The 26,030-nt window shown below is 66.9% G+C and carries 20 protein-coding genes; 13 read left to right on the forward strand and 7 right to left on the reverse strand.

Annotated elements, in window-relative coordinates:
• The first annotated feature begins 65 nt into the window (after positions 1-65).
• From kdsA to Q3A80_RS22400, 4 genes are read left to right on the forward strand one after another with little or no spacing between them, the layout of a single operon-like run.
• Complete coding sequence (gene kdsA, locus Q3A80_RS22385; protein ID WP_446331052.1) at positions 66-911, forward strand: 3-deoxy-8-phosphooctulonate synthase; 846 nt, start codon at positions 66-68, stop codon at positions 909-911.
• Positions 908-1,459, forward strand: coding sequence for a KdsC family phosphatase (locus tag Q3A80_RS22390; protein WP_446331053.1), 552 nt, complete (start codon positions 908-910; stop codon positions 1,457-1,459). Before kdsA ends, Q3A80_RS22390 begins: the two co-directional genes overlap by 4 nt.
• The gene (gene kdsB / locus Q3A80_RS22395) at positions 1,443-2,255 is read left to right on the forward strand and encodes a 3-deoxy-manno-octulosonate cytidylyltransferase (protein WP_446331054.1); all 813 of its coding nucleotides are present in this window, start codon (positions 1,443-1,445) and stop codon (positions 2,253-2,255) included. Before Q3A80_RS22390 ends, kdsB begins: the two co-directional genes overlap by 17 nt.
• Positions 2,233-3,168 carry a KpsF/GutQ family sugar-phosphate isomerase gene (locus Q3A80_RS22400; RefSeq protein WP_446331055.1) on the forward strand — a complete coding sequence of 312 codons (936 nt, stop codon included), beginning with the start codon at positions 2,233-2,235 and terminating at the stop codon, positions 3,166-3,168. The genes kdsB and Q3A80_RS22400 overlap by 23 nt, the downstream gene beginning before the upstream one ends.
• 61 nt (positions 3,169-3,229) lie before the next feature.
• On the opposite strand, the gene Q3A80_RS22405 is transcribed toward Q3A80_RS22400, so the two are convergent.
• The 4 genes from Q3A80_RS22405 to galU form a co-directional block, all read right to left on the reverse strand.
• Complete coding sequence (locus tag Q3A80_RS22405; RefSeq protein ID WP_446331056.1) at positions 3,230-4,432, reverse strand: sialidase family protein; 1,203 nt, start codon at positions 4,430-4,432, stop codon at positions 3,230-3,232.
• On the reverse strand, positions 4,429-5,622 hold the full coding sequence (locus Q3A80_RS22410) for a hypothetical protein (protein ID WP_446331057.1): 1,194 nt from the start codon (positions 5,620-5,622) through the stop codon (positions 4,429-4,431). The genes Q3A80_RS22405 and Q3A80_RS22410 overlap by 4 nt, the downstream gene beginning before the upstream one ends.
• A gap of 321 nt (positions 5,623-5,943) precedes the next feature.
• On the reverse strand, positions 5,944-6,531 hold the full coding sequence (locus Q3A80_RS22415; protein WP_446331058.1) for a phosphatase PAP2 family protein: 588 nt from the start codon (positions 6,529-6,531) through the stop codon (positions 5,944-5,946).
• Positions 6,532-6,556: 25 nt separating this feature from the next.
• On the reverse strand, positions 6,557-7,441 hold the full coding sequence (gene galU, locus Q3A80_RS22420) for a UTP--glucose-1-phosphate uridylyltransferase GalU (RefSeq protein ID WP_446331059.1): 885 nt from the start codon (positions 7,439-7,441) through the stop codon (positions 6,557-6,559).
• 367 nt (positions 7,442-7,808) lie between these two features.
• Between galU and Q3A80_RS22425 the strand changes: the two genes are divergently transcribed.
• A complete protein-coding gene (locus Q3A80_RS22425) occupies positions 7,809-8,042 on the forward strand; it encodes a flagellar transcriptional regulator FlhD (protein WP_446331060.1) in 234 nt (77 codons plus the stop codon).
• Between the two features lie 117 nt (positions 8,043-8,159).
• Complete coding sequence (locus Q3A80_RS22430) at positions 8,160-8,468, forward strand: H-NS histone family protein (protein WP_446331061.1); 309 nt, start codon at positions 8,160-8,162, stop codon at positions 8,466-8,468.
• A gap of 111 nt (positions 8,469-8,579) precedes the next feature.
• Here Q3A80_RS22430 and Q3A80_RS22435 read toward each other — a convergent pair whose 3' ends face one another.
• Positions 8,580-9,644, reverse strand: a complete 1,065-nt coding sequence (locus Q3A80_RS22435; RefSeq protein ID WP_446331062.1) for a DNA topoisomerase IB — start codon at positions 9,642-9,644, stop codon at positions 8,580-8,582.
• Between the two features lie 498 nt (positions 9,645-10,142).
• Between Q3A80_RS22435 and Q3A80_RS22440 the strand changes: the two genes are divergently transcribed.
• From Q3A80_RS22440 to yjfF, 4 genes are all read left to right on the forward strand, one after another.
• The gene (locus tag Q3A80_RS22440) at positions 10,143-11,105 is read left to right on the forward strand and encodes an ABC transporter substrate-binding protein (protein WP_446331063.1); all 963 of its coding nucleotides are present in this window, start codon (positions 10,143-10,145) and stop codon (positions 11,103-11,105) included.
• Positions 11,106-11,175: 70 nt separating this feature from the next.
• On the forward strand, positions 11,176-12,690 hold the full coding sequence (locus Q3A80_RS22445) for a sugar ABC transporter ATP-binding protein (RefSeq protein WP_446331064.1): 1,515 nt from the start codon (positions 11,176-11,178) through the stop codon (positions 12,688-12,690).
• Positions 12,687-13,727 (forward strand): ABC transporter permease, encoded by a 1,041-nt coding sequence (locus Q3A80_RS22450; protein WP_446331065.1) that lies wholly within the window; start codon positions 12,687-12,689, stop codon positions 13,725-13,727. Before Q3A80_RS22445 ends, Q3A80_RS22450 begins: the two co-directional genes overlap by 4 nt.
• Positions 13,724-14,833 (forward strand): galactofuranose ABC transporter, permease protein YjfF, encoded by a 1,110-nt coding sequence (gene yjfF / locus Q3A80_RS22455; RefSeq protein ID WP_446331066.1) that lies wholly within the window; start codon positions 13,724-13,726, stop codon positions 14,831-14,833. Before Q3A80_RS22450 ends, yjfF begins: the two co-directional genes overlap by 4 nt.
• A gap of 224 nt (positions 14,834-15,057) precedes the next feature.
• Here yjfF and Q3A80_RS22460 read toward each other — a convergent pair whose 3' ends face one another.
• Both Q3A80_RS22460 and Q3A80_RS22465 read right to left on the reverse strand, forming a co-directional pair.
• Positions 15,058-17,400: a sensor histidine kinase gene (locus Q3A80_RS22460; RefSeq protein ID WP_446331067.1), complete on the reverse strand. Its 2,343-nt coding sequence runs from the start codon at positions 17,398-17,400 to the stop codon at positions 15,058-15,060.
• Positions 17,393-18,226 (reverse strand): response regulator transcription factor, encoded by an 834-nt coding sequence (locus Q3A80_RS22465; RefSeq protein WP_446331068.1) that lies wholly within the window; start codon positions 18,224-18,226, stop codon positions 17,393-17,395. The genes Q3A80_RS22460 and Q3A80_RS22465 overlap by 8 nt, the downstream gene beginning before the upstream one ends.
• 1,461 nt (positions 18,227-19,687) lie before the next feature.
• Between Q3A80_RS22465 and Q3A80_RS22470 the strand changes: the two genes are divergently transcribed.
• The 3 genes from Q3A80_RS22470 to Q3A80_RS22480 all read left to right on the forward strand — a co-directional run bounded on the left by Q3A80_RS22470 (position 19,688) and on the right by Q3A80_RS22480 (position 25,915).
• Positions 19,688-23,911: a YadA-like family protein gene (locus Q3A80_RS22470; RefSeq protein ID WP_446331069.1), complete on the forward strand. Its 4,224-nt coding sequence runs from the start codon at positions 19,688-19,690 to the stop codon at positions 23,909-23,911.
• Positions 23,912-24,034: 123 nt separating this feature from the next.
• Positions 24,035-24,697, forward strand: coding sequence for an OmpA family protein (locus tag Q3A80_RS22475; protein WP_446331070.1), 663 nt, complete (start codon positions 24,035-24,037; stop codon positions 24,695-24,697).
• A gap of 303 nt (positions 24,698-25,000) precedes the next feature.
• Positions 25,001-25,915 (forward strand): LysR substrate-binding domain-containing protein, encoded by a 915-nt coding sequence (locus Q3A80_RS22480; protein ID WP_446331071.1) that lies wholly within the window; start codon positions 25,001-25,003, stop codon positions 25,913-25,915.
• The last annotated feature ends 115 nt before the right edge of the window (positions 25,916-26,030 follow it).

Below are 26,030 nucleotides of genomic sequence, written 5' to 3' on the forward strand. Positions count from 1 at the left end.
ACGCGCGTGCGGCGCCCGCGGCGTTGCAACACGCGCAACGCCGCCCCAATTTCGTGGAGAACCGTATGAATGTAACCATCACCCCGGACGTCATCGTCGGGAACGACCAGCCGTTCGTGCTCTTCGGCGGCCTCAACGTGCTCGAAAGCCTCGAGTTCACGCTCGACGTGTGCGGCACGTTCGTCGACGTCACGCGTCGTCTCGGCATCCCGCTGGTGTTCAAGGCGTCGTTCGACAAGGCGAACCGCTCGTCGATCCACTCGTATCGCGGCGTGGGGTTCGACGACGGGCTCAGGATCTTCGACGAAGTCAAACGCCGGTTCGGCGTACCCGTGATCACCGACGTCCATGAAGTGTGGCAAGCCGAACCGGTCTCTCACGTCGTCGACGTGCTGCAGGTACCGGCGTTCCTTGCACGCCAGACGGATCTCGTCGTCGCGATCGCGCAGACAGGCAATGCGATCAACGTCAAGAAGCCGCAGTTCATGAGCCCAACACAGATCGAGCACGTCGTATCGAAGTGCCGCGAGGCTGGCAATGACAACGTGATTCTGTGCGAACGCGGATCGTCGTTCGGCTACGACAACCTCGTCGTCGACATGCTCGGCTTCCGCCAGATGCGCGACGCGACGGGCGACTGCCCGGTGATCTTCGACGTCACGCACAGCCTGCAGATGCGCGAGCCGCACGGCGCCGCGTCCGGGGGCCGGCGGCGCCAGGTGCTCGATCTCGCTCGCGCCGGGATGGCGGTCGGACTGGCCGGTCTGTTCCTCGAAGCCCATCCGGATCCCGATCGCGCTCGCTGCGACGGCCCGAGCGCGCTGCCGCTCGCGCTGCTCGACCCGTTCCTGCAGCAGATGAAGGCGGTCGACGACCTGGTCAAGCGGCTGCCACCGCTCGAGATCCGATGAGCGGCGCGATGTATCGCGGGCCCGTGCGTCTGGTGTTGTTCGACGTCGACGGCGTGCTGACCGACGGTCTGCTCCACGTCACGGCCGATGGCGAGTTCATCAAGAGCTTTCACGCACAGGACGGCGTCGCGTTCGCATTGTTGCGCGCGCACGGGATCCGAACCGGCATCCTGTCGGGCAAGCACAGCGGCGCGTTGGCCTGGCGCGCGGAACAACTCGGCGTCGACGTGCTGGTGACCGGTTGCGGCGACAAGGCTGCCGGTTATGCAGACATCAAGACGCGACAGCGACTCGACGACCGCGAGATCGCATATGTTGGCGACGACGTGAACGATCTCGCGGTCATAGAGCGCGTCGGCGTGTCGTATGCACCTGCCGATGCGCATCATCTTGTCCGCGCGCGAGTTGACCGCGTCGTGAACACGGCCGGTGGCCGCGGCGTCGCGCGCGAGGTGGCCGAGCACTTGCTGGCCGGTAGCGGACTGTCGCTCGACGACGTGTACCGACCGCTGCTCGAACAATGGAGCCGTCATGACGTCGTCCAATAACGTGCGGCCGGTGCACGTCGTGATTCCGGCCCGGTACGGTTCGTCGCGGCTGCCGGGAAAGCCGCTCGTCGACCTGGATGGCAAGCCGATGATCGTTCGCGTGCATGAGCGCGTGCGCCGTGCGCTGCCCGGTGCCGACATCGTCGTCGCGATCGACGACGAACGCATCGCCGACGTGCTCGATGCGCGAGGCATCCGCTTCGCCATGACCGATGTCGATCATGCGTCGGGCACCGATCGCGCGGCGGAAGTCGCACGCGTGCTGGGCTGGGCCGACACCGATGCGGTGCTCAACGTGCAGGGCGACGAACCGCTCGTACCGGCCCCGCTGTTGCAAGCATTCGCGGGCTTCTGTGGTGCCGCGCCGGACCTCGGTGTCGCGACGGTCGCGTGCCCGGTCGGCGATGCCGCGCTGCTCGACGAGCCGGCCATCGTCAAGCTCGTCGTCGATCGCCGCGGCCGGGCGCTGTATTTCTCCCGCGCGGCTATCCCGTTCTGTCGCGACGGTCGGCCGGCGGACGCGACCCGGGAAAACGAGCGTGGTGACGGGTTCCTGCGCCACATCGGCCTCTACGGCTACGGGAATGCGAGCTTGCAGGCACTGGCAGGTGCGGCGCCGTGCGAACTCGAGCAACTGGAAAAGCTCGAGCAGTTGCGCGCACTCTGGCTCGGCATGCCGATCGACGTGATGCACTGGCCCGATGCGCCGCCGGCCGGCATCGATACGCCCGACGACGTCGATCGCGTCGTCTCCCTTCTCCAACGGCAAACCCATGATGCGACAGAACCATACTGAATCGGCGCGGCAGGTCTTCGAGATCGAGTCGCTTGCTTTGGCCGGCGTGGCCGCGCGGCTCGACACGAATTTCGATGCGGCGATCGAAATCATTCTGGCTTCGAGCGGGCGTGTCGTCGTGTGCGGAATGGGCAAGTCCGGGATCGTCGGCAGGAAGATCGCCGCGACGCTGTCGAGCACCGGCACGCCCGCGTTCTTCATGCATCCGGGCGAGGCCTATCACGGCGACCTCGGCATGGTGACGCCGGACGACACGTTTCTCGCGATTTCGAATTCCGGCGAAACGGACGAAGTGATCAAGCTGATTCCGTTCCTGCGCAGCAACGGCAACGACCTGATCGCACTCACCGGCAATCCGGCGTCGACCCTCGCGCGGGCCGCGCGCGCCCATCTCGACATCGGCGTCGAGCGTGAAGCGTGTCCGCTGCAACTCGCGCCGACCGCATCGACGACGGCGACGCTTGCGATGGGCGATGCGCTGGCGGTCACGCTGATGCGCGCACGCGGCTTCCAGCCGGAACACTTTGCGCGCTTTCACCCGGGCGGCTCGCTTGGCCGCCGGCTGCTGTCCACCGTCGACGACGAAATGACACGCGCAAACCTGCCGTTCGTGACGGAGGACATGTCGGCGCTCGATGTGCTGGACGCAATGACGCGCGGGCGGCTCGGGCTCGCGATCGTGAAGCGGCGCGCCGGTTGGGGCATCGTGACCGACGGCGACATCCGTCGCGCGATCGAACGGCACGGCGACGGCGTATTGCGCCGCACGGCGGCCGACATGATGTCGATCGAGCCGTCGACGGTCAGGCCCGGTACGCGGGTAGAGGATGCGTTGCAGCTGATGCAGCAGCGGCGGATCGGCGCGCTGCTGGTCGTCGATGACGGTGAGGTCGTCGGCGTGTTCAAGAAGTGAGTGAAGGATCCCGCCTCGCCGCCTCGTGCGGCCCGCGGGGAGCATCGGTGCCGGCGTGGAGCTACTGCAGGCTTTGTGTCAGTGCATTGGATGACGCGTCCTGACGGAACCGGCGCACGCGCAGGAACGTGATGAAATTCGAATCGTGCTGGCTCGCCGCGCCGCCGTCCGGGTCGTCGAACGCGACGCGCAGCACCGCGATGATGTCGCTGCCGTCGAATTGCCAATCGACGTACTGAAAGCCGTGCCGTTTCGCGTCGGCATGTCGTAGCAGGACGTGCCGCGCGGTCCACTGGCGCAGATCGGGCGACGACAGCAGCACCAGCGTGTTGCGCATACGCTCGAGGTTCATCCTGCCGACCGTCTTCGGCACCGCGTTCGTGATCGTCCAGTACTGCCTCGACGCCGGGTCGAAGCGAATCGTGAACTTCTTTCCGCCGCCCGGCAGATCGACGAAATCGCGTGCCGGGTCGAACGACAGCGTACGGCCGTCGTCGCCGGTTGCTACCAGCGCGGCCTTTTCCGGGCCGTTCGCGGTGTTCACGCGCAGCATGACGGCGGGTGGCGCATCTTGCCTGTCGACTGCGTTGCCTTCTTCCCACGACTGGAATCTGCCGTCGAGCCAGCGTTTGTCCGACGGCAGATGCGCGGACGCGCGCCAGTTGCGGGTGTCGAGCAGGTCGCGATCGACCGGCGCCGACATCACGAGCGCGCGCAGGTCGCCGTCTTCCACGCTTTCATACGCGCGCCACACGCGCCCGCGGCTGACGAGCACCGGCACCGGCCCGGTGATGAAGCGTCCCGGATACGCGAACAGCCCGGTCGATTCGTCGACCGGCGTGGTCCACGATGCGCCGCCGTCGTCGGACCGGCGGATCGACGGCGTGCCCATTGAGCGGTTGGTGCCCATCAGGTACAGCGCGCCGTTCTCCACGAACAACGACGACCAGTACTGGTCCGGCACGTCGCCAAGCCGGGACCACGTTGCACCCTTGTCGTGCGACGTGAAGACGGATACGCGGTTTTGCACCGCCCCGGCGCCGAACGTGTCGAAGCTCGCGACATAGTCGCCGTTCGGCAGCACGGCCAGCGACGGCGAGCCGAGATACACGCGCGTGGCGGCCCGGCTGTGCGCGATAACGTCACCGGGCGGCGCCGGTACGGGTTGCGCCGGTGCTGCCGTCGCGGTGCAGCTCGCGCACAGCGACGCGATCAGCAATCGCTTTATCGCGTGCAACGGCGGTGCAGGTCGGGGTGATGTCATGTGAGGTGCGCGAGCGGCTTGCCGCGGGATACGTCCGGAAATCGACGGGCGACCGTCCGCCGGTTCGGCGCGTCCTGACCGGCCAGCACGACGAACAGCAGGATCGTGAGCCAGAGCATGCCATAGAGCACGTGGTACTTGAACAGCAGGATCGGCAGCAGGTAGAGCAGATATTTGCGGCGGCCCTTGCGGCGGAACAGCGTCACGAGGGTCCCGAAGAACACGACGAAGCCGGCGACACCCGCCGCGAACAGGAGATAGATGTAGAACGAGCTGTCCCGGACCTGGTAGCCGCGCAAGTGGGTTTTCCCGACGTTGTTGCGCTCGTCCCAGAACAGGCCGCCGCCGAACACGCCCGCGACGAGGTCGCGTTCGGTCAGCTCGGTCAGCACGAGCGTCCGGCTGCCGACCGCATCGTAGTCGGCCGACTGGTTCACCCGCTGATCGTACACGGTGTAGAGCCACGGCACGCACGCGAGCGCGACCACGACGACGGCGATCCGGGTCCGCAACCGGCCGCGCCCGGCGAGCATATGCAGCGCGCACAGTACCGCGCAGACGACCATCGACGCGACCGAGAAGCTCAGTAGCGCGGTGGCGAATCCGACGACGGGCGCGAGCGTGATGCGCCGCTGCGACAGCAGCAGGATCACCGAACTCGGGACGACCGTCATCGCGTAAAACGACGGTTCGGAATACAACCCCAGTGCGCGGATCGAGATCAGGCTGTCGGTCAGCGCCTTGGTCGCGTAGAGCGCTTCGGAATCGGCTTCCCGTACGTAACTGTCGAAGTCGATGAACGTGCCGGTTCCGAGGTAGTAGACGAGCTGGAACGTGAAGAACGCGGCGTGGACGTAGATGAGCGTCTTGCACGCGGTATCGAGCGATTCACGCGTGAGCGCGCCGCCGGCGAACATCCAGTAGCTCAGCGCGATATACGTCTGGATCAGCACGAACTTGATGAAGAAGTTCACGTAGAAGTCGCCAAACGCGGACAGGATGAACGCGAGGCAGGTGCTGATCAGCCAGTATGTGCAGACCGGAAACAGGTATCGCTGCCGGTTCATCAGCGTCGGCGCGCGGAGAAACGCGAGCGCGCAGAGCAGGAAATACGCGGCGAAGGTCGCCCGCACGCTGAATGCGTTGAGCGAAAAGAACAGTACGCTGGCTGAGAAGAGCAAGGTCGACATGCGTGCGCCCGATCGTAGACTCCGGATTCGCTGCGTGCCGGCTGTGCGGCGCCGCGCGGCGGGATGCCGTGCGACGCGGGGCAAGATGCCTGTCGGGCTGGGCTGGCTTGCGCGCCGGTTCGCACGCGGAACGCGCGTCCGTCGTTCGGGACGAAGCGATTCCGGCGATCAAGCATAAGCGCTCGAGCGGCCGCGTGCGGCGCGGTGTCCGATTCGGCCGGCATGCTGTCTTTTTCCGGCGAGACCGGTGGAGCGGAGGCGTGCCGGACGGTGCCGTTCGCATCGCGCAGTGCGACCGCGTGGCCGGCCGCGGCGGAACCGTCACGGCTGCAGCGCGAACCGCCCGCACCAAAACGGCGAATACAACTCGATTGCCGCCTGAATCGGCGCATGCCGGCCGTAGGCGACGGCCGACACGACCAGCAGCGACCCGGCAACGAGTGCGCGATACCGCGCATCGATACGCGGCGCGCCATGCCGCCGCGCGAACGCCAGCGCGACCGCCGAGCCCACGAACCAGCCGGTGACGACTTCCGACGGCGTATGCGCGTCGTCGAACACGCGCGCGACGCCGATCAGTGCACCGAGCGCGAGCCCGGCCAGCAGCGGCGTGCTCGTGCGCCGCTGCGCGCGCCCGCTCGACACCAGCACGCACGCCATCGGCCACACCGCCGACGCGAGCATCGTGTGTCCGCTGATCACGCGGAAATCGATTGCGCGGATCTGGATTCCACAACCGGCATACAGCATCTTCGTGACGCCGACGAGCGCCATGCCGGCCGCGAGCATCAGCGCCCATGACGCTGCCTGACGCAGCCCGGCTGTCGACCGTGTGAGCCAGCCGATGCACCAGAGCGCGAGCGGCAACGTCATCGCCGCGTCGCCGAGATCGCTGACTGCCGCCCACATGACCGGGGATGCGACGCCCACCTGGTCAGGCGACCAGCAGCGCCGACATGCGCGTGGCCAGATAGCTTTCGAAATCCGCGGCCACTTCCGGATGCCGCAACGCGAACTCGACCGTCGCCTTCAGATACCCGAGCTTGCTGCCGCAATCGAAGCGCGTGCCGTCGTAGCGATGGGCGAGCACCTGCTCGTCGGACAGCAGCGACTGGATCGCGTCGGTCAGCTGCAGTTCGCCGCCCGCGCCCGGCCGCAGCGCGCGTAGATGCTCGAACACCTTCGGCTTCAGCACGTACCGGCCGACCACGCCGAAATTCGACGGCGCATTCACCGGCTCGGGCTTCTCGACGATCCCGGACAGCTTGAACAGGTTGTCCTCCCAGCGCTTGCCGTCGATCACGCCGTACGACTTCGATGCGTCGGGCGCAATCTCCTCCACACCGATCACCGACGCATGATAGTGATCGAACACATCGATCATCTGGCGCAGTACGGGCTTCGGGCCGTCGAGCAGGTCGTCAGCGAGGATCACCGCGAACGGCTGGTTTCCGACCAGTTTTTCAGCGCACAGCACCGCATGACCGAGTCCCAGCGCTTCGGCCTGGCGCACATAGAAGCAGTCGACGTAACTCGGCTTGATGCTGCGCACCAACGACAGCAGCTTCTCCTTGCCGCGCGCTTCGAGCTCGGCTTCGATTTCGTAGGACTTGTCGAAGTGGTCTTCGATCGCGCGCTTGCTGCGGCCCGTCACGAAAATCATCTCGGTGATGCCTGCCTGGATCGCTTCTTCGACCGCGTATTGAATCAGCGGCTTGTCCACGACCGGCAGCATTTCCTTCGGACTGGCTTTGGTCGCAGGCAGAAATCGCGTGCCGAGACCGGCGACCGGAAATACGGCTTTCGTCACTTTCAACATGATTGTCGGAATCCGTCCGTTCTGGATCAGTCATTGATCAGGCATCGAGGATGCCGGGGAAAGGCGGCGATGCGCGCAAGCAATCATCGCTCACCGGTGCCGGGCCGCGTGCGCTAATGGATTCGCGCGCCGTTCGAAAATCGTATGGGCGTTCCGGTTCCGGATGGTGACCGAATCTAGGCTGAATCCGACGGCGATGAATTGCGAACCGCGAATTGCAAACCTCGAGTTCATGAATGTCGGATGCCATCTAGGAATTGTCGGCACGACGGCGATTGCATGACATAGATTCAGGCATCCATTCCCGGACGGCCAGTCGCGGCGCCGCGCGCGCGGGCCGCAGGACGCCGTCGGCACAGGAGCAATCATGACCGGACAGGGTGACATCTTCGATGCAATCGCGGAATTCAACCGCGCGTATCTCGTGCTCGCGCAACGCATATTGCGCAGCGACTACGAGCAAGGCAGGCAGCAATTGGGTATCTCGGACGAAATTGCAGCGTCGATTGTCGCGTTGACACCGGATCAAATCGATGAGATCGCGGCCGGCGGCGAGCTGGTGTGTGAATTTCGCGCGGAAAACGCGCCGGGCCGCGCGTGATCGGCATTTCGGTTTACCCGAATGGGCGTTCGACTCACGGCCTTCAAGTGGATTGCATCGTGGCAATCCCGCGTCCATTCGGCCTTTTATCACGCCATGTAAATGTGGAGGAATCGCATGTCCGGTTATCGCGAATTGAAGGCGCAAGCCGATGAATTGATGAAGCGCGTCGAGGAAGCCCGCCTCGCCGAACTGGACGCCGTCATTCAGGAGATTCGCACGCGGGTCGCGGAATACGGCCTGACTGCCGGCCAGATCTTCGGTCGCCGCGGCGGCACCGCGAGAACGGCGCCGCGCAAGAGCGGATCGGCACCCCGCTATCGCGATCCCAAGACCGGCGCGACCTGGAGCGGGCGCGGTCGCGAGCCGCGCTGGATCAAGGGGGGCCGTCGCGAGCGGTTTCTGATCGAGCGCAATCCCGGGTGAATGCGCCGCGGCGCAGCGAGAGCCGGGTGGTGCCGTTGGGGTGCCGCGAACGGGTGGCACACGATGCTCGCGCTCGCCGAGCGTCGATGAGCATCCGATCCCGGCGCCGGATCATCGACGCGTGCGCCGCCGACCGCGCCGCGCAACCTGCTCGAGCAACGCCACGAACGCCGCTTCGTCCGCGCGCAGCCCTCTCGGCTTGCGTACGACCTCGAGCGTGTCGAGCTCCCCGGCCTCGAACGTATCGAGCACCACCGGATGGATGTAGCAGCGCCTGCATACGGCCGGCGTGTTGCGCAGGATCTCGGCGACGGTCCGCACCGTTTCGACGATCTGCTTGCGTGCATGCGTGACGCCCTGATGCGGAATGCGCCTCAACAGCGCAAGCGCCTGCACGCTGCCTGCCCACGTCCGGTAGTCCTTCGCCGTGAATTCCGCGCCCGCTGCGTCGCGCAGGTAGTCGTTGACGTCGGACGAGCCGACCGAATGGCGCGTGCCGTCGTCGTCGACATACTGGAACAGCTCGTGCCCCGGCAACTCCGCGCAACGCCGCACGATGCGGCCGACGCGCGGATCCTCGACGGTCACGTCGTGCTCGATCCCGCTCTTGCCGGTGAAGCGCAGGCGCACCTGCCCCGGGCGTATCGTCACGTGGCGCTTGCGCAGCGTCGTCAGCCCGTACGATGCGTTCTCGCGTGCGTACTCGGCATTGCCGATCCGCGCGAGCGTCGTGTCGAGCAGCCGGACGATCGTCGCGACGATCTTGTCGCGCGGCATCCCGGGCAACGCCAGATCGCGCGCGACGCGCGCGCGGATGCGCGGCAGCGCCCGCGCGAATGCCGCCATCCGCGCGTACTTGTTCGCGTCGCGCGTCTCGCGCCAGAGCGCGTGATAGCGATACTGCTTGCGCCCGCGCGCATCGCGGCCGGTCGCCTGCAGATGGCCGCGCGGGTCCGTGCAAATCCACACATCGGTGTACGCAGGGGGAATCGCGAGCGCGTTGATACGGGCAATTTCGTCCGCATCGCGGATCCGCACGCCGTCCTGCGTGTAATACGCGAAGCCGTTGCGCAGCCGCCGGCGCGTGTAGCCGGGGCGCCGGTCGTCGACATGACGCAGCGATGCAGCGACCGCGCACGCGTTTGCCGGCGCGGTGAACGAAGCGCGCTTTTTCATGCTGCGCCGCACCGGTCGACCGCGGCATTCATCTGCCGCATGCTGCGTTCACGCACGGCGGGCATCGTTGTTCTCCTTGTTGGTGGCGGCCCGTCGCGACGCGCGGGCGGGGGCTGACGACGCGGCAGCAAGATTCGTGCGCCGTCGACGGGGCGTGCCCGACGAATCGCGTTGAACGCGGAGAGACACGGCGCGGCCCGACGCGGCACGACACCACACCACACGAACACCACACGGCCCGCCAAGCGCGGCGCCCGGCCCGTCCGAGGCTTAGGTGTTTATACGTATGCCGATACCGATATCGCTTCAATCCAATATTTCATTGGAAGGTTATCGGACTTGTTCCTAGACTGATCCGGGGGTACATATCCGGCCGGCCGCGAGCGCGGGCCTGCAGCGCCCCGATCCGCGTGCGCGCCATGCAGAACCACAACAGCACAGCCCGGCATCGCGCCAGGCAGGCGCCGCGGCATACAACGACACCATCGGAGACGAACCATGACATTCATCAGGAAGCTGGCGGCCGGCGCGATCGTCGCGGCGGCGACGGTGCTGGCCACCGGCGCGCACGCGCAGCAAAAGCCGATCACGCTCGGGTTCTCGCAGGTCGGCGCGGAAAGCGCGTGGCGCACGGCGAACACCGTGTCGGTGAAGAGCGCGGCGAAGGACGCCGGCATCAACCTGAAATTCTCGGACGCGCAGCAGAAGCAGGAGAACCAGATTCGCGCGATCCGCTCGTTCATCGCGCAGAAGGTCGACGTGATCGCGTTTTCCCCGGTGGTCGAGTCGGGCTGGGAGCCGGTGCTGACCGAAGCGAAGGCGGCCCATATCCCGGTGATCCTGACCGACCGCGGCGTCGACGTGAAGGATCCTTCGCTGTACGTGACGATGATCGGCTCCGACTTCCTCGAGGAAGGGCGGCGCGCCGGCCACTGGCTCGAGGAGCGCTACAAGAACGACGCGGGCCCGATCAACATCGTCGAGCTGCAGGGCACGGTCGGCTCCGCACCGGCCAACGATCGCCGCGCGGGCCTGCTCGAAGTGATCAAGAACAATCCGAAGTTCAAGGTGATCGCATCGCAAAGCGGCGACTTCACGCTCGCCGGCGGCAAGCAGGTGATGGAAGCGTTCGCGAAAACCTACGGCAAGCAGATCAACGTCGTCTACGCGCACAACGACGACATGGCGCTCGGTGCGATCCAGGCGATGGAAGAGGCCGGCATCAAGCCCGGCAAGGACGTGAGCGTCGTGTCGTTCGATGCGACGAAGGGCGGCTTCCAGGCGATGGTGGCCGGCAAGATCAACGTCGACGTCGAATGCAGCCCGCTGCTCGGCCCGCAGCTGATGACCGCGGTGAAGGACGTGGTCGCCGGCAAGCAGCTGCCGAAGCGGATCGTCACGAACGAGACGGTGTTCCCGATGAACGTCGCCGCGCAAGTTCTGCCGACCCGCAAGTACTGAGCACGGCTGACGGTTCGGGCGGCGGCGCGACGGCCGCCGTCCGGCAACCCCATCGAATCGAGGGCGATCCATGACGAATGCGCCGGTGGTCGAGATGACCGGCATCGACAAGGCGTTTCCGGGTGTCCGTGCGCTGCAGCGCGTGAACTTCCGGCTGTTTCCGGGCGAGATTCATGCGCTGATGGGCCAGAACGGCGCCGGGAAGTCGACGCTGATCAACGTGCTCACCGGCGTGCATGCGCATGACGCGGGCGAGATTCGCGTCGGCGGCGCGCCGGTGAATTTCGCCGCGCCGCGCGAAGCCGAGGCGGCCGGCATCCAGACGCTGTATCAGGAAGTGAACCTGTGCGCGAACCTGTCGGTCGCGGAGAACATCTTCGCGGGCCGGCAGCCGCTGCGGCGCGGCGCGATCGACTGGAAGACGATCCATGCACGGGCGCGCGACGCGCTCGCCGAACTGGACCTGTCGCTCGACGTCACGCGTTCGCTCGACGCGTATCCGATCGCGGTGCAGCAAATGGTCGCGATCGCGCGGGCCGTGTCGGTCGACGCGCGCGTGCTGATTCTCGACGAGCCGACGTCGAGCCTCGACGACGGCGAAGTCGCGCGGCTCTTCGACGTGCTGCGCCGGCTGAAGGCGTCGGGCATCGCGATCCTGTTCGTCACGCACTTCCTCGAACAGACCTATGCGGTGTCCGACCGGATCACCGTGATGCGCAACGGCGAGCGCGAAGGCGAGTACCTCGCGCGCGACCTGCCGGTCGACATGCTGGTGGCGAAGATGACCGGCCGCGAACCGATGTCGGGCACGCTGCAGGCAGGCGCGGCAGCGGTGTCGCCCGATGCCGGCGCGGCCGCGCCGTTCCTGTCGATGCAGCAGGTCGGCCGGCGCGGCATGATGAGCCCGCTCGACCTCGACGTGCGGCCCGGCGAAATCGTCGGGCTGGCCGGGCTGCTCGGCTCGGGACGCACGGAAACCGCGCGGCTCGCGTTCGCGGCCGAGCGCACCGACACCGGCGCGATCGAGATCGACGGTGCGCGCAAGCGGCTGTCGTCGCCGCACGACGCGGTGCGCAACGGCATCGCGTATTGCCCGGAGGATCGCAAGAAGGAAGGAATCGTCGCCGCGCTGTCGATCCGCGAGAACATCGTGCTCGCGCTGCAGGCGCGGCGCGGCTGGTGGCGGCTGATCGGCCGCGCGCGCCAGCGCGAGCTCGCCGACACCTACATCGCGCGGCTCGGCATCAAGGCGCGCGACGCCGAGCAGCCGATCGGCCTGCTGTCGGGCGGCAACCAGCAGAAGGTGCTGCTCGCGCGCTGGCTCGCGACGGAACCGAAGCTGCTGATCCTCGACGAACCGACGCGCGGCATCGACGTCGCCGCGAAATTCGACATCATGGAGCGCGTGCTCGCCCTGTGCGCGCAGGGGCTCGCGATCCTGTTCATCTCGTCCGAAATCAGCGAAGTCGTGCGCGTGAGCCACCGGATCGCGGTGCTGCGCGATCGCCGCAAGGTCGCCGAATTGTCCGGCGCCGACGCATCGGAGGAACACGTGTACCACCTGATCGCGGGAGGCCGGTCATGATGCGCCTTCGTACGCTGCTGCGTCATCCGCTCGTATGGCCGGTGCTGACGCTCGCGCTGCTGTTCGCGCTCGACGTTGCGCATCGGCCGGGCTTCCTGTCGATCTCGCTGCTCGACGGGCACCTGTTCGGCGCGCCGATCGACATCCTGAACCGCGCGGCGCCGCTTGTGATCGTGTCGCTCGGGATGACGCTCGTGATCGCGACGCGCGGGATCGACATCTCGGTCGGCGCGATCGTCGCGATTGCGGGCGCTGCCGCGGCGATCGTGCTCGACGGCGATCCGACGCGGGTCGGTACGGCGCTCGCCGCCGCGCTCGGCGTCGGGCTGCTTGCGGGCGCGTGGAACGGCGTGCTCGTAGCGTTCGTCGGGATGCAGCCGATCATCGCGACGCTGATCCTGATGGTTGCCGGACGCGGCATCGCGCAACTGCTGACCGGCGGACAGATCATTCCGATCGGCGCGCCCGGCTATCTCGAACTCGGCGGCGGCTATCTCGCGGCCGTGCCGTGCTCGGTGTGGATCGCGATCGCGACGATCGCGGCGACCGCGCTGCTGGTGAACCGCACCGCGCTGGGCCTGTTCATCCGCGCGATCGGCGTCAATCCGGTCGCGACGCGGCTCGTGGGCTTGCGCGCGGGCGCGGTCGTGTTCGGCGTGTACTTGTGTTCGGGCGTGATGTCGGCGCTCGCGGGCATCCTCGCGAGCTCGAACGTGCGCAGCGCGGACGGCAACAATGCGGGGCTGCTGCTCGAACTCGATGCGATCCTCGCGGTGACGCTCGGCGGTACGTCGCTGCTCGGCGGCCGCTTCAGCCTGGCCGGCTCCGTGCTGGGCGCGCTGATCATCCAGACGCTGACCTACACGACCTATTCGATCGGCGTGCCGCCGGAAGCGACGCTCGTCGTGAAGGCGATCGTCGTGATCGTCGTGACGCTGATCCAGTCGGACGCGGCGCGCGCGCTGGCGGTCCGGCACGCGTCCCGGCTGCTGCCTTTTGCGCGTTCGCGCGCCACCACCGGAGCGACGCCGCGATGAACCGATTTCTCGCACGGCTTGCCGACCCGCGCACGCTGCCGATCGTCGTGACGATCGTGCTGTTCGCCGCGCTGTTCGGCTTCGGATCCGTGATGTATACGGGTTTCTTCTCGATGCAGGTGCTGACCGGCCTGCTCGTCGACAACGCGTTCCTGCTGATCGTCGCGATAGGGATGACGTTCGTGATCGTGTCGGGCGGCATCGACCTGTCGGTCGGCTCGGTCGTTGCGCTGACAACGATCCTGTGCGCGGTCGGCGCCGAGCGGCTGCACTGGCCGGTGTGGGCGATCGTGCCGCTCGTGCTCGTGTTCGGCGCGCTGTACGGCGCCGCGATGGGCGCGCTGATCCATTACTTCCGGCTGCAGCCGTTCATCGTCACGCTGGCCGGGATGTTCCTCGCGCGCGGCGCGTGCTTCCTGATCACGACGCAGTCGATCACGATCAACGAGCCGACGTTCCATGCGCTCGCCGGCATCAGCGTGCCGCTCGGCGGCGGGACGCTGAGCGCGGGCGCGCTGATCGCGCTCGCGACGCTGGCTGCCGCGATCTACGTCGCGCATTTCACGCGCTTCGGCCGCAACGTGTACGCGATCGGCGGCAACGAGCGCTCGGCGCTGCTGATGGGGCTGCCGGTCGCGCGCACGAAGGTCGGCGTGTATGCGTTGAGCGGTTTCTGTTCGGCGCTGGGCGGTGTGGTGTTCACGCTGTACGTGCTGTCCGGCTACGGGCTGCAGGCGCAGGGGATGGAACTCGATGCGATCGCCGCGACCGTGATCGGCGGCACGCTGCTGACGGGCGGCGTGGGCTACGTGATCGGCTCGGTGTTCGGCGTCGGCATCCTCGGCACGATCCAGGTGCTGATCACGTTCGACGGCACGTTGAGTTCGTGGTGGACGCGCATCGTGATCGGCGCGCTGCTGTGCGTGTTCTGTCTGCTGCAGCGGGTCATCGAGCGGCACGCGGCACGGCGGCGCAGCGGCGGCACCGGGCTCGATCCGAAACGCACGAAGCGCGACGCCGCAGACGTGACGCCCGCTGCGTCCGGCGACGACGCGGCGCTGGTGTCGACGATGCGCCAGCTGTCGGGTTTTCAGCGTTCCGCGTGAGATTGTGCGCGCCGTCCGTGGATTGCGCGGACGGCCGTCCGCCGTGTCGCCGACCGTGTCGACGACCAGATGGGCTTCGTAGCGGGCCTTCCGCGCGTCGAGTGCCTGGAAGGTCACGCACACCCCGGTGCGCCCCGCTGTCCGCTTGTTGCTGCCGAACGGATGCGCGTCTCGGCTAACCGTTCAGTGAATCCGTGCCATACGGCGGCGCGCGCCGGTTGCGATCACGCCGGCCCGGCCATGTCCGCTTCCGCATTGAACGACGGATCGGCGATGCCCGTGCGCTTCAGCGATTCGGCCAGCCGTTCGATTGCGTGCAGGTCCAGCACGTCGAGGCGCTCCCGCATCGCGTGCACGAACGCCGCATGCCGCGGCGCGTGCGCATGCTGCCCGAGCCATTCCTCGATATCGGTGAGACGGCCTTCGCTCGCGAGCGCGCTCAGTTCGTCGAGCGCGTCGGTGGGCGGGCAGTGCATCGCATGCGCGTCGGGTACGGGCTCGGCAGGTCCGGCGGGATGTACCGTCCGCGCCAGCGCCGATGCCGGAATCAGCGCCCGGCCGAGCGCCGGCGCGACGATCTGGAACGTGAACGTCGTGCCGACGCCCGGCTGGCTCGATACGGCGAGTTCGCCGTGCATCGCGCCGACGATCCGCTGCGCGATGAACAGGCCGAGCCCCGTGCCGCCGTTCACCGCCTGCACCTGCTGGTACGCGCGGAAGATGTCGGTGGTCTTGCCGATGTCGATGCCGATTCCCGTATCGGCGACTTCGAACACGATCCGCCACGCATCGTCGTGCGGATACGCGCCGACCGATAACGTGACCGTGCCGTCGCGCGTGAACTTCGACGCGTTCGACAGCAGGTTGAGCAGGACCTGCTGCAGCCGGATCGCGTCGATCGACAGCTTGCGCGGCAACGGCGTCAGCGGCCGGTAGTCGAACCGGTTGTTCTGCTGCGAACACAGCGCGACCGCATAGTCGCCGATGTCGTTCAGCAGGCCGGGCAGGTCGGTCGCATCCGGCGAAATGCCGAGCGGCTGCAGTTCGGCCTTCGTGTATTGCAGCAACTCGTCGATCAGCGCGAGCTGGTAGCGGATGCTTCGATCGATCGAGCGGATCAGCCGCGCCTGACTGCGCGTCGCGCTTTGCAGCAGCAGCTTCGCGTAGCCGTTGATCGTCGACAACGGTGCGCGCAGGTCGTGGCTCACATAGCCGAGCGTCTCGATCTTCTGCTGCATGTGCGTTCTCGCCTGGTGCAGCGCGTCGTTGAGCGCGAGCGTGCGCTTCGCGACCTCGTCGCGCAGGCGATCCTGCTCGGTGAGCTGCCAGTGTTCGAGGCGCTTGCGCGCTTCGGTGCGTTGACGGCCCACGTGGTGGATCCAGGCGGCCAGCACCAGCAGATGCGTGGCGAGACCGATGATCGCGATCACCGGGTTCGGATAGATGTCGGACTTCAGCCAGAACAGCCATGGCGGCACCGCGCTCATGCCGTCGAGCACGCGCATCAGGAAGTTGAAGCTCGCAAAGGTGACCGCGATCAGCATCACGCGGCCGGTGGGCGTCCTGCGAATCGCGAGCGTGAGCGCGATGCCGATGTTCACGACCGACAGCACGGTGTTCAGCCGCAGGCAGAACCACGTGAAGGTCAGCAGGTCGCCGAATGCGGCGCCGACGAGGCCCGCGCATTCGAGGCCCAGGATCGTCAGGTAGACGGCGCGCAGCGGTATCCGGGCCTTTTCACGGTGCGCGACCATCAGGATGAACGCGATGAAGAGCGCCACCGACAGGTACACGAAGATGATCTCGCCGCGCGCAGACCATTCGCGTGCGCCCGGCCCCAGTATCAGTGCGGTATAGCCACGGTACGTCGCCTCGAACAGCGCGGTGCACAACGCGATGCCGGCCAGCACGTGGAATACGCCGCTGCGCGAGAAGAAGCCGATCAGCAGCGCGCACCACACGAGCGCCAGCAGCCCGCCCAGAAAGCCGAAGTCCCACATCGCGGCGCGCATTTCCTCCGCGTCCCACGCGTCACGCGTGAAGGCGGCCGGCGCGAGCCGCAGTTCCTTGCGCGACGTCACGCGGATCAGCACGGGCACGTGCTCGCCCGCACGGAGCGTCACGTCGAGGACGGGGTATCGGGCGTGCTTGCGGACCGCGCCGCCGGCGGCATCCGCTTCGGACGGAAAGCGACCGACGAGCGTCCACGTGCCGCCGCGCTCGGCGTAGAAGTCCGCGCGGTCGATGCGTGCGTCGCGAATCGCGAGCACCAGCGGACGCTCGACGCCATCCGGGTTTGCCAGCGTCGCGCCGACCCACCATGCCGAGCGCGAGAATTCGATATTGAACGACGGCTGCGCCGGCGCGGCCGCGCGGTGCTGCGGATCGGCGAGCTGCGCCGCGGCCTGGTCGGCGGACAGCGTCCTGCCCGGATCCTCGAGCAACGAGACGGCTTCGATGCGTGCGGGGTCGGCCGCCGCGTCGGCGCCGGGCGCGGCGAACGTGGCCATCAGCGCCAGCGCGACGAGCAGCATCGCGTGCCAGGCCGATGCGCGCGACCTATGCATCGCGTGGGCGCTCATGCGACGCGGGGGGGGCATCGACCGCAGGACGCTGGCGCCGCCAGTCGGACGGCGTGATGCCGAACCGTTCGCGAAACGCGGTCGCGAAATTGCCCGGCGTCGAAAAGCCGATTTCTTCCGCGATGTCGCCGATCCCCATCGATGTTTCAGCGAGAAAGTGCTTCGCGGCGCGCAGCCGCGTGTCGCGCAGGTATTCGAATACGGTCTGGCCGAGATGGTCGCGGAACACGCGCGACAGTCTCTTCTCATGCGTGCCGACCTGCCGCGCGAGCTCCTCGAGCGTCGGCGGATTGCGCAGTTCGCGCAGCAGGACCTCGCTTGCCGCGCGCACCAGCGCGGCATCGGGATGGTCGGGCAGTTCGGGCAGGTGCGCGAACGGCTGGCTGCGCCGGGCGCGTTTCAGGTGATTGCGGATTCGCGCGATGACCTCGACCGGCTCGAACGGCTTCACGATGTAGTCGAGTGCACCGGTCTCGAGCCCGGCGATGCGATCGTCGAGATCGCTCGCGGCGGTCAGGATGATCACGGGAATGTTCTGCGTCGACGGGGTCGATGCCAGCAGCCGGCACGCGGCGAAGCCATCCATCCGCGGCATCCGCACATCCATCAGGATCAGGTCGGGCGCGATCGCCTGCGCGCGGTGATAGGCCTGCAGCCCGTCGAACGCGACGCTGATCCGGCACCGCGCGGTGCGCAGGATCTCCGTCAGGAGCCGCAGATCGTTCGGCCGGTCGTCTACGACAAGAATATGGGCGCCAACGAGATCCGGCGTGGCACGGAGCGACGCCGGACTGGACGAGCGGGATGACATGGTTGCGAACGCGTAGGGAGGGTAGGCCGGTCAGAATCGATGCATTGATGTGCATGATTGTTGCGAAAAATTATATGCCGACAACACCGTCGCCGGTGGGGTTTCCGTGCGGCGCGTATGGAAATGTCTGACACATCGGCCCGGTTGCGCCGCGACCGGGATCCCGCCGAAAAAATGCGGCGGAAAAAAATTCCGGATGCAATAAGGAATATCGGTCGCCATTGCCGGAGGAAATTCGATAACCGGCGCTGGCCCGGGCGATGAATTTGAGCGGAATGTATCGAGAGAACCGCAGATCGCTGTGCGGATGGCGTTCTTCAATTCAATGTCCCCGTGATTAAGATTTTATTTATCGTCGGTTGAAAATACTTTCATATTCATGCCGATTGCCATGTCGGTGTGTATGAATGTAAATATCGTCCGCTCGGGAAAACAATTTGTCCGCCCGAGAAAAGATTTGATCCGATGAATCCCGGCACACTAGGCCCGACGCGGCTTGGATCGGTTCTTCGACGGAACCGGATTCCTTGCAAAATTATTTTTCGCGGTGCCCTGTTTCGGTGCGCAATATTCAATGTGACATTGCGTGCTGGCAATCTCATATTTGGGGACTGCGGGGTCGCGGCGAAGACGGGCACGAGGGTAATGCGAATTTCATCATCCTTCGCATGAATTGATATACAAGCTGAATGGAAGGATTTTGAAGTTTCTGAGAGTTTGACATACAAGGCGACAATAAATAGTCAAAGAAAGTCAGTTGAATAATGCGATGCAGGGGTCATCCGGCCAATCGTCGGTTTTCCGGAAATCCGGAATCGTCGGTGTACGCCTGGATGGAAAGGGGCGAGCAAATTCGCGTCGACCGCCGGGGCAGTCCGATTCCCCGGCCGGCGGTCGCGCGCAACGCGCTCTCGAATCAGGCGGCACGACAAACATGAACATGAAAAGCGTGGCAGATCAACGCACCGGTTCGTTCGAACCGGCGCCGGCTGTCGGCGGTCGCGGTCCGGCGGCGCGTGCTTCTGCGCCGGGGTGCGCACCACGTCATCCTCCCCCCGAATGAAACACGGCCGCCGGCCTGCGCATCGGGCCGGCACGTGCCGAACCCGCGTCTGAACGACGCTTTCTCGTGAGATTCGACGTCGCTGCCGGTCCGGCGCGAGGCGTCCGCGCGTGTTGGCGCCGCGCTGCGTGTCGTGCCGTCGACGGGTTCGCGACGTCGGCTTCCGTGAATCGATGATTTCGGTCGTCACTGCGCAGCGCGTCCGACGGACGCGCGTGCGGCGCTCGCTCGCGTGTTCGCAACGTGTGTCGCGCGTGTCGTGCAGGGACATTCGGCAGTTCAGTTAGTAGTACGTAGTGAGCAGCGAGGCGTCGCGGGACGGGTAGCACGCAGACGATCTGCAACCGGCCGCGTTCGAGGTTGCGTCATCCGGCATATGTGAACCGAGGGAAAACAAGATGAACAAGACGTTCAAGTCGATCTGGAACGAAGCACTGGGGGCGTGGGTCGCGGCGTCCGAGCTCGATCGTGCGCGCGGCAAGCGCGTGGCGTCGACGCGCAGTGCGGTCGAGCATGCCGGGGACGCAGGGGATGCGGCGTGCGTCGCGGCGCCGGCGGGGCCGTCGCCCCGGCGAATCGTCATGATGATGGCGGCTGCGTATCTCGGGCTGTTCCAGACAGGCGCCCACGCACAGTACTCGGCGGGCGGCGGCTCCGCGACCGGCGGCGCCAGTTCGATCTCGATCGGCAACGGTTCGATCGCGACGCAGGTGAATGCCACCGCGTTCGGCAACCTGTCGACCGCGGCCGGCGTATCGGCCACTGCGTTGGGCCCCGGCGCGCACGCGATGGCCGACAGTTCGACGGCCATCGGCATCAATGCGCAGGCGACCGGCGTCAATAGCGCGGCGCTCGGCGTGCAGGCAATCGGATCGGGCGCGTACTCGGTCGCCATCGGCAATCTGTCGCAGGCCACGCAAAGCGGCACCGTGTCCATCGGCAGCGGTGCGACCGCGAACGGCCTGGCGGCGGTCGCGCTCGGGAACAACGCATCGGCCTCCGGTCAGTATGCGGGGGCGCTCGGCCTGGGGTCCGTCGCGTCCGGGGCGCAAAGTATTGCGCTCGGCTTTTCGTCCAATGCCACGAATACGGGTTCTGTCGCGCTCGGCAACCAGTCGACGGGTTCGGGCTCGGCTGCCGTCGCCGTGGGTAGCGGTGCACTGGCTTCCGGAAATTCGGCCGTCGCGATGGGCGTGAACAGCGGCGCGAAAGGCACGTCGTCCATCGCCATCGGCTGGGGCGGCACCGCCGGCGTGCCGGGTTCGGGCACGCAGTCGCTCGGCACCAGCTCGATCGCGATGGGTTCCCAAACGTCGGCCGGCGCCGACAATGCGCAGGCGTACGGCTTGAGCGCCAATGCGTCGGGCCTCAGTTCGATCGCGATGGGCGTGCAGGCGACCGCGACGCAGCAGTTCGCCGTTGCGTTCGGCAATCTCGCGCTCGCGACCGGTACGTCGGCGAGCGCGTTCGGCGCCGGCGCGACCGCGTCGGCCGTGAACGCCACCGCGGTCGGCATCAACAGCGTCGCGGCCGCGACGTCGACCGTGGCGATCGGCGACAGCAACTCGGTTGCCGCTACCGCCGGCGCCGGTTCGATCGCCGGCGGCAACTTGTCGAAGGTGCTGGGCGGCACCGGCGCCGTCGCGCTCGGCTTCGGCCAGACCGTGAGCGGCAACGGCGCGGTCGCTATCGGCGATCCGAGCACCGCGATCGGCACCGGCGCGGTGACGATGGGGTCGAACAACACCGCGAACGGCGACGGTGCGGTTGCGATCGGCAATACGAACAATGCGCAGGGCACCGGTTCGGTCGCGCTCGGCAACACGTCGACGGCGGCAGCGGCGGGCGCGGTGGCATTCGGCGCGTCGGCGGTCGCAAACAACGCAAACGATGTCGCACTCGGCTCCGGCTCGGTGACGGCCGCGCCGAATCCGACCGCGACCGCGACGATCGGCGGCGTCACGTACAGCTTCAAGGGTATCAATCCGACGAGCGTCGTCAGCGTGGGGAACGTCGGCACCGAGCGTCAGATCACCAACGTCGCGGCCGGGCGCATCAGTTCGTCGAGCACGGACGCGATCAACGGTTCGCAGCTCGATGCGACGAACCAGGCGGTGACGTCGCTGTCGACGTCGACGCTGTCGAGCATCACGTCGTTGTCGACGTCGACTTCGACGGCCATCGGCTCGTTGTCGACGGGTCTCAGCTCGACCAACAGCGCGGTGACGTCGCTGTCGACGTCGACCTCCACCGGTCTGTCGTCGGCCAATAGCTCGATCGCATCGCTGTCGACGTCAACGTCGACGGGCATCAGTTCGTTGTCGACCGGGCTGAGTTCGACCAACAGCTCGGTCACGTCGCTGTCGACGTCCACGTCGACGGCCGTCGGTTCGCTGTCGACCGGCCTGAGTTCCACCAACAGCTCGGTCACGTCGTTGTCGACGTCCACGTCGACGGGCATCAGTTCGTTGTCGACCGGGCTGAGTTCGACCAACAGCTCGGTCACGTCGTTGTCGACGTCCACGTCGACGGCCGTCGGTTCGCTGTCGACCGGCCTGAGTTCGACGAACAGCACGATCGTGTCGCTGTCGACTTCGACGTCGACCGGCATCGGTTCGCTGTCGACCGGCCTGAGCACGACCAACAGCACGATCGTGTCGCTGTCGACTTCGACCTCCACCGGGATCAGTTCGCTGTCCACTGGCTTGAGTTCGACGAACAGCACGATCACGTCGCTGTCCACGTCGACGTCGACGGTCGTCGGCTCGTTGTCCACCGGCTTGAGCGCGACGAACAGCAACCTGACGTCGCTGTCGACCGCAACCTCGACCGGCCTCAGCTCGCTGTCGACCGGCCTCAGCTCGATCGCGAACAACAACACGAACCTCGGCAACAGCACGGCCGGCGCGATCGGCGGCGGCGCGACCTACGATCCGGCGACCGGCACGATCTCGGCACCGTCGTACGTCACGTACAACAGCGATGGCTCGACGACGATCAACAACAGCGTCGGCTCGGCGATCGACAACATCAACGCGAACGGCATCAAGTACTTCCACGCGAATTCGACCGCGCCCGACAGCCAGGCGCTCGGGCTGGACAGCGTCGCGATCGGGCCGAACGCGATCTCTCGCGTGGACGGCAGCATCGCGCTCGGCTCGGGCTCGGTGGCCGATCGCCCCGTGGTGCCGTCGTCGGGCATCCTGCGCAACGGCAGCGCGTCGATCCCGTTCGACACGACCGACGAGCGGCTGCTCGGCGCGGTATCGGTCGGCGATGCGACGGGCAAGACGTATCGCCAGATCACGAACGTCGCGGACGGCACCGGCCAGACGGATGCGGTGACGGTGCGCCAGCTGGCGCGCTCGCTGCAGTCGTTCGCGGTCACGGGTCAGATGTACTTCCACGCGAATTCGACCGCGGCGGATTCGCTGGCCGTCGGCGCGGAATCGATCGCGGTCGGGCCGACGACGGTCGTCAACGGCGACAACGGCGTGGGCATCGGCAACGGCGCGATCGTCGACCAGACCGCGCCAGGCGGCATCGCGATCGGGCAAGCGGCCAGCTCCGCGCAAGCCGACGCGATCGCGCTGGGCAGCGGCGCGACGGCGACCGGTGCGCAATCGGTGGCACAGGGCGCGAACGCGGTTGCGGTCAGCGTCGGCAGCGTCGCGCTCGGCTCGGGTGCGCGCAGCAGCGCGACCGACGCGCTCGCACTCGGCGCCGGTGCGTCGGCGACGTTCGCGAACAGTGTCGCGCTCGGCGCCGGCTCGCTGACCACCGTCGGCGCACTGACGAACTACGTCGCGTACGGCCTGAGCAGTCCGCAGTCGTCGGCCGGCGAAGTGAACGTCGGCAATCGCCAGATCACCGGCCTCGCCGCCGGCAAGAACGGCACGGACGCAGTGAACGTATCGCAGCTCGATTCCGTTGCGAACCAGCTGACGACGCTGATCGACCAGCGCACGACCAATCTCGGCGGGCAGTACACGTCGAATCCGACCGGTGGCAACGTGCCGCCGGGCGCGAGCGGTTCCAACTCGTCGGCGGGCGGCTCGGGTTCGGTCGCGTCGGGCTCGAACAGCACGGCGGTCGGCAACAGCTCGACGGCGTCCGGCAACGGCTCGACCGCGATCGGCGTCGGTTCGACCGCATCGGGCAGCAACTCGACGGCGCTCGGGGCGGGCAGCAACGACGGCGGGCGGTCGAACGTCGTCGCGGTCGGCTCCGCGGATTCGGCGCGCCAGGTCGTGAACGTCGCGGCGGGTACGCAAGGCACCGACGCGGTGAACGTGAACCAGCTGAACGCGGTATCGAACCAGTTCACGCAGTCGCTGAACACGGTCAACAACCAGCTGACGCAGATGCAGCAGCAGATCCAGCAGACCGATTCGATGGCGCGCGAAGGTATCGCGGCAACGGCCGCGATGGCATCGATTCCGCACATGGATCGCGATTCGAACTTCGCGATGGGCGTCGGCACGGCAACGTTCCAGGGCCAGAAGGCCATGGCGGTCGGCGTGCAGGCGCGCATCACGGAGAACCTGAAGGCGACGCTGAACGGCGGTTTCGCCGGCAGCCAGCGCGTCGTCGGCGCGGGCATGCTGTATCAGTGGAAGTGATCGCGCGCAGCGGTTCGTTCCGGCACGCGTGGCCGGAGCGGACCGCGCCGAACGCAAACGCACGCGCGTGCGGGCGCGCCATCGCGTCGCGCGCTGCGCCCATCGCATTCTCGGAGTCATCAATTGAAAAACATTCATCTTGCACTGCTGGCGTCCGTGGTTTCCCTCGCTGCCTGCTCGAGCGCGTCGGGGCCGACCTTCAACGCCTATGAACTGCAGCCGCGCGACGGCATCCGCACGTTCCGCGTCGACTGCCACGGCATCCTGTCGAGCGTCAACACCTGCATGAAGGTCGCGACGCGCATGTGCGGCAACGAGCCCGTGCGCCGCATCGATTCGACCACGCCTTACCGCGACGGCGCCGATCCGCATTCGCTCGTGTTCCAGTGCGGCGCGGCGCCTGCGCCGGCGGCTGCGACGGTTGCGCCGGCGCCTGCTCCGGTCGAGAAAGTGAGCCTGACCGGCGATGCGTACTTCGCGACCGATTCCGCGGTGCTGACGCCCGCGGCCAGCGCCGCACTCGACAAGCTGCTGAGCCGGCAGGGCGACAAGCATTTCGCGCGCGTGGAAGTGGACGGCTATACGGACGCAACCGGCTCCGATGCGCACAACCGGGCGCTGTCGAAGCGCCGGGCCGATGCGGTCGCCGCGTACTTGCGCGAACACGGGCTGAAGGCGGATGCGTTTGCCGCGACCGGACATGGAGAAGCGAATCCGGCCGCGTCGAATGACACGGCCGAAGGGCGCGCGCGCAATCGCCGCGTGGAAATCTCGCTGCAGAAGTAATCCGTAGCGGGCAGTTGCCGCACGCGCGGCCGACGGAACCGCCCGGCCGGCGCGCTTGCGGCAACGGCAGCCGAGAAGGCGGACGTTCGACGAAGCGAGCGGCAACGCCCCGCGCGGCAAGCGTGTGCGATATCGCGGTTGCGTCACCGCGAATGAAGCCGCAGCGCCGCAGGAGGCCGCGGGCCGAATGCCGGCCCGACGAGCCGGACGCAGCACATACAATGTGAGCGTCCGTCGGCGCGCCCGCGTCGCCATCGCGTTGGTGACGCGCGGGCCGACCCACCCGCGACCTCCAGGGCCATCATGGAAATCAAATGGATCGAGGATTTCCTCGCGCTCGCTCAGTATCAAAGCTTTTCCCGGGCGGCCGAATTTCGCAACGTCACGCAATCGGGCTTCAGCCGCCGCATCCAGTCGCTCGAGCAGTGGATCGGCGCCGAGCTGATCGACCGCAGCAGTTTCCCGCCCGTGCTGACGCCGGCCGGGCGCCTGTTTCGCGAGACGGCCGAAGACGTGCTGAGCCGTCTGTACGACACGCGCGCGATCATCCGCACCGAACAGCGGATCGCCGGCAAGGGCCTGCAGATCGCCGCCGGCCACACGATCGCACTGAGTTTCCTGCCGGCGTGGCTCAAGGCGCTGGCCCCGCATTTCGGCGAAGTGCGCGCGCGGGTCATTCCGACCAACGTCCATGATTCGATCCTGATGCTCGTCAACGGCAACTGCGAGCTGATGTTTGCGTATCACCATCCGGCGCTGCCGCTTCATCTCGATCCGGCGAAATACGAGCACCTGACCGTGGGTCTCGATACGTTGATGCCGGCGTGCCGGCCGAACCGTCGTTCGGCGCCCGCGTTTCGCCTTCCCGGAACGAAGCAGCATCCGCTGCCGCTGATTTCGTACACGGAAACGAGCTACTTCGGACGTTGTCTCGCGCTGCTGCTCGGTCGTTCCGCGGATGCGCCGGCGCTGCAGCTGCACTACGAGTCCGACATGGCCGAGGTACTGAAAAAGCTCGTGATGGAAGGCGAGGGCGTCGCGTGGCTGCCGCGCAGCGCGATCGCCGCCGAGCTGGCGGCCGGCGACCTCGTGCCGGCCGGGCCCACGGCTTGGAACCTCGACGTCGAACTGCGCGTGTATCGCGACGTGTCCAATCGCAGCGAATTCCTCGACACGCTGTGGCAGCATCTGCGCGCGGAGCGTTCGCGGCTCGGCTGAGTCGGGGTTTTCCCGCGTTATGCGGGGCTCGCATACCGCCATGTCGGACCGGCATCACGGCTTCAGAGGCGGTCCCTACCATTCGTTCCAACGGCAAATGCGACGCATCAAAAGC

This window comes from Burkholderia sp. SR8 (genome assembly GCF_052851275.1).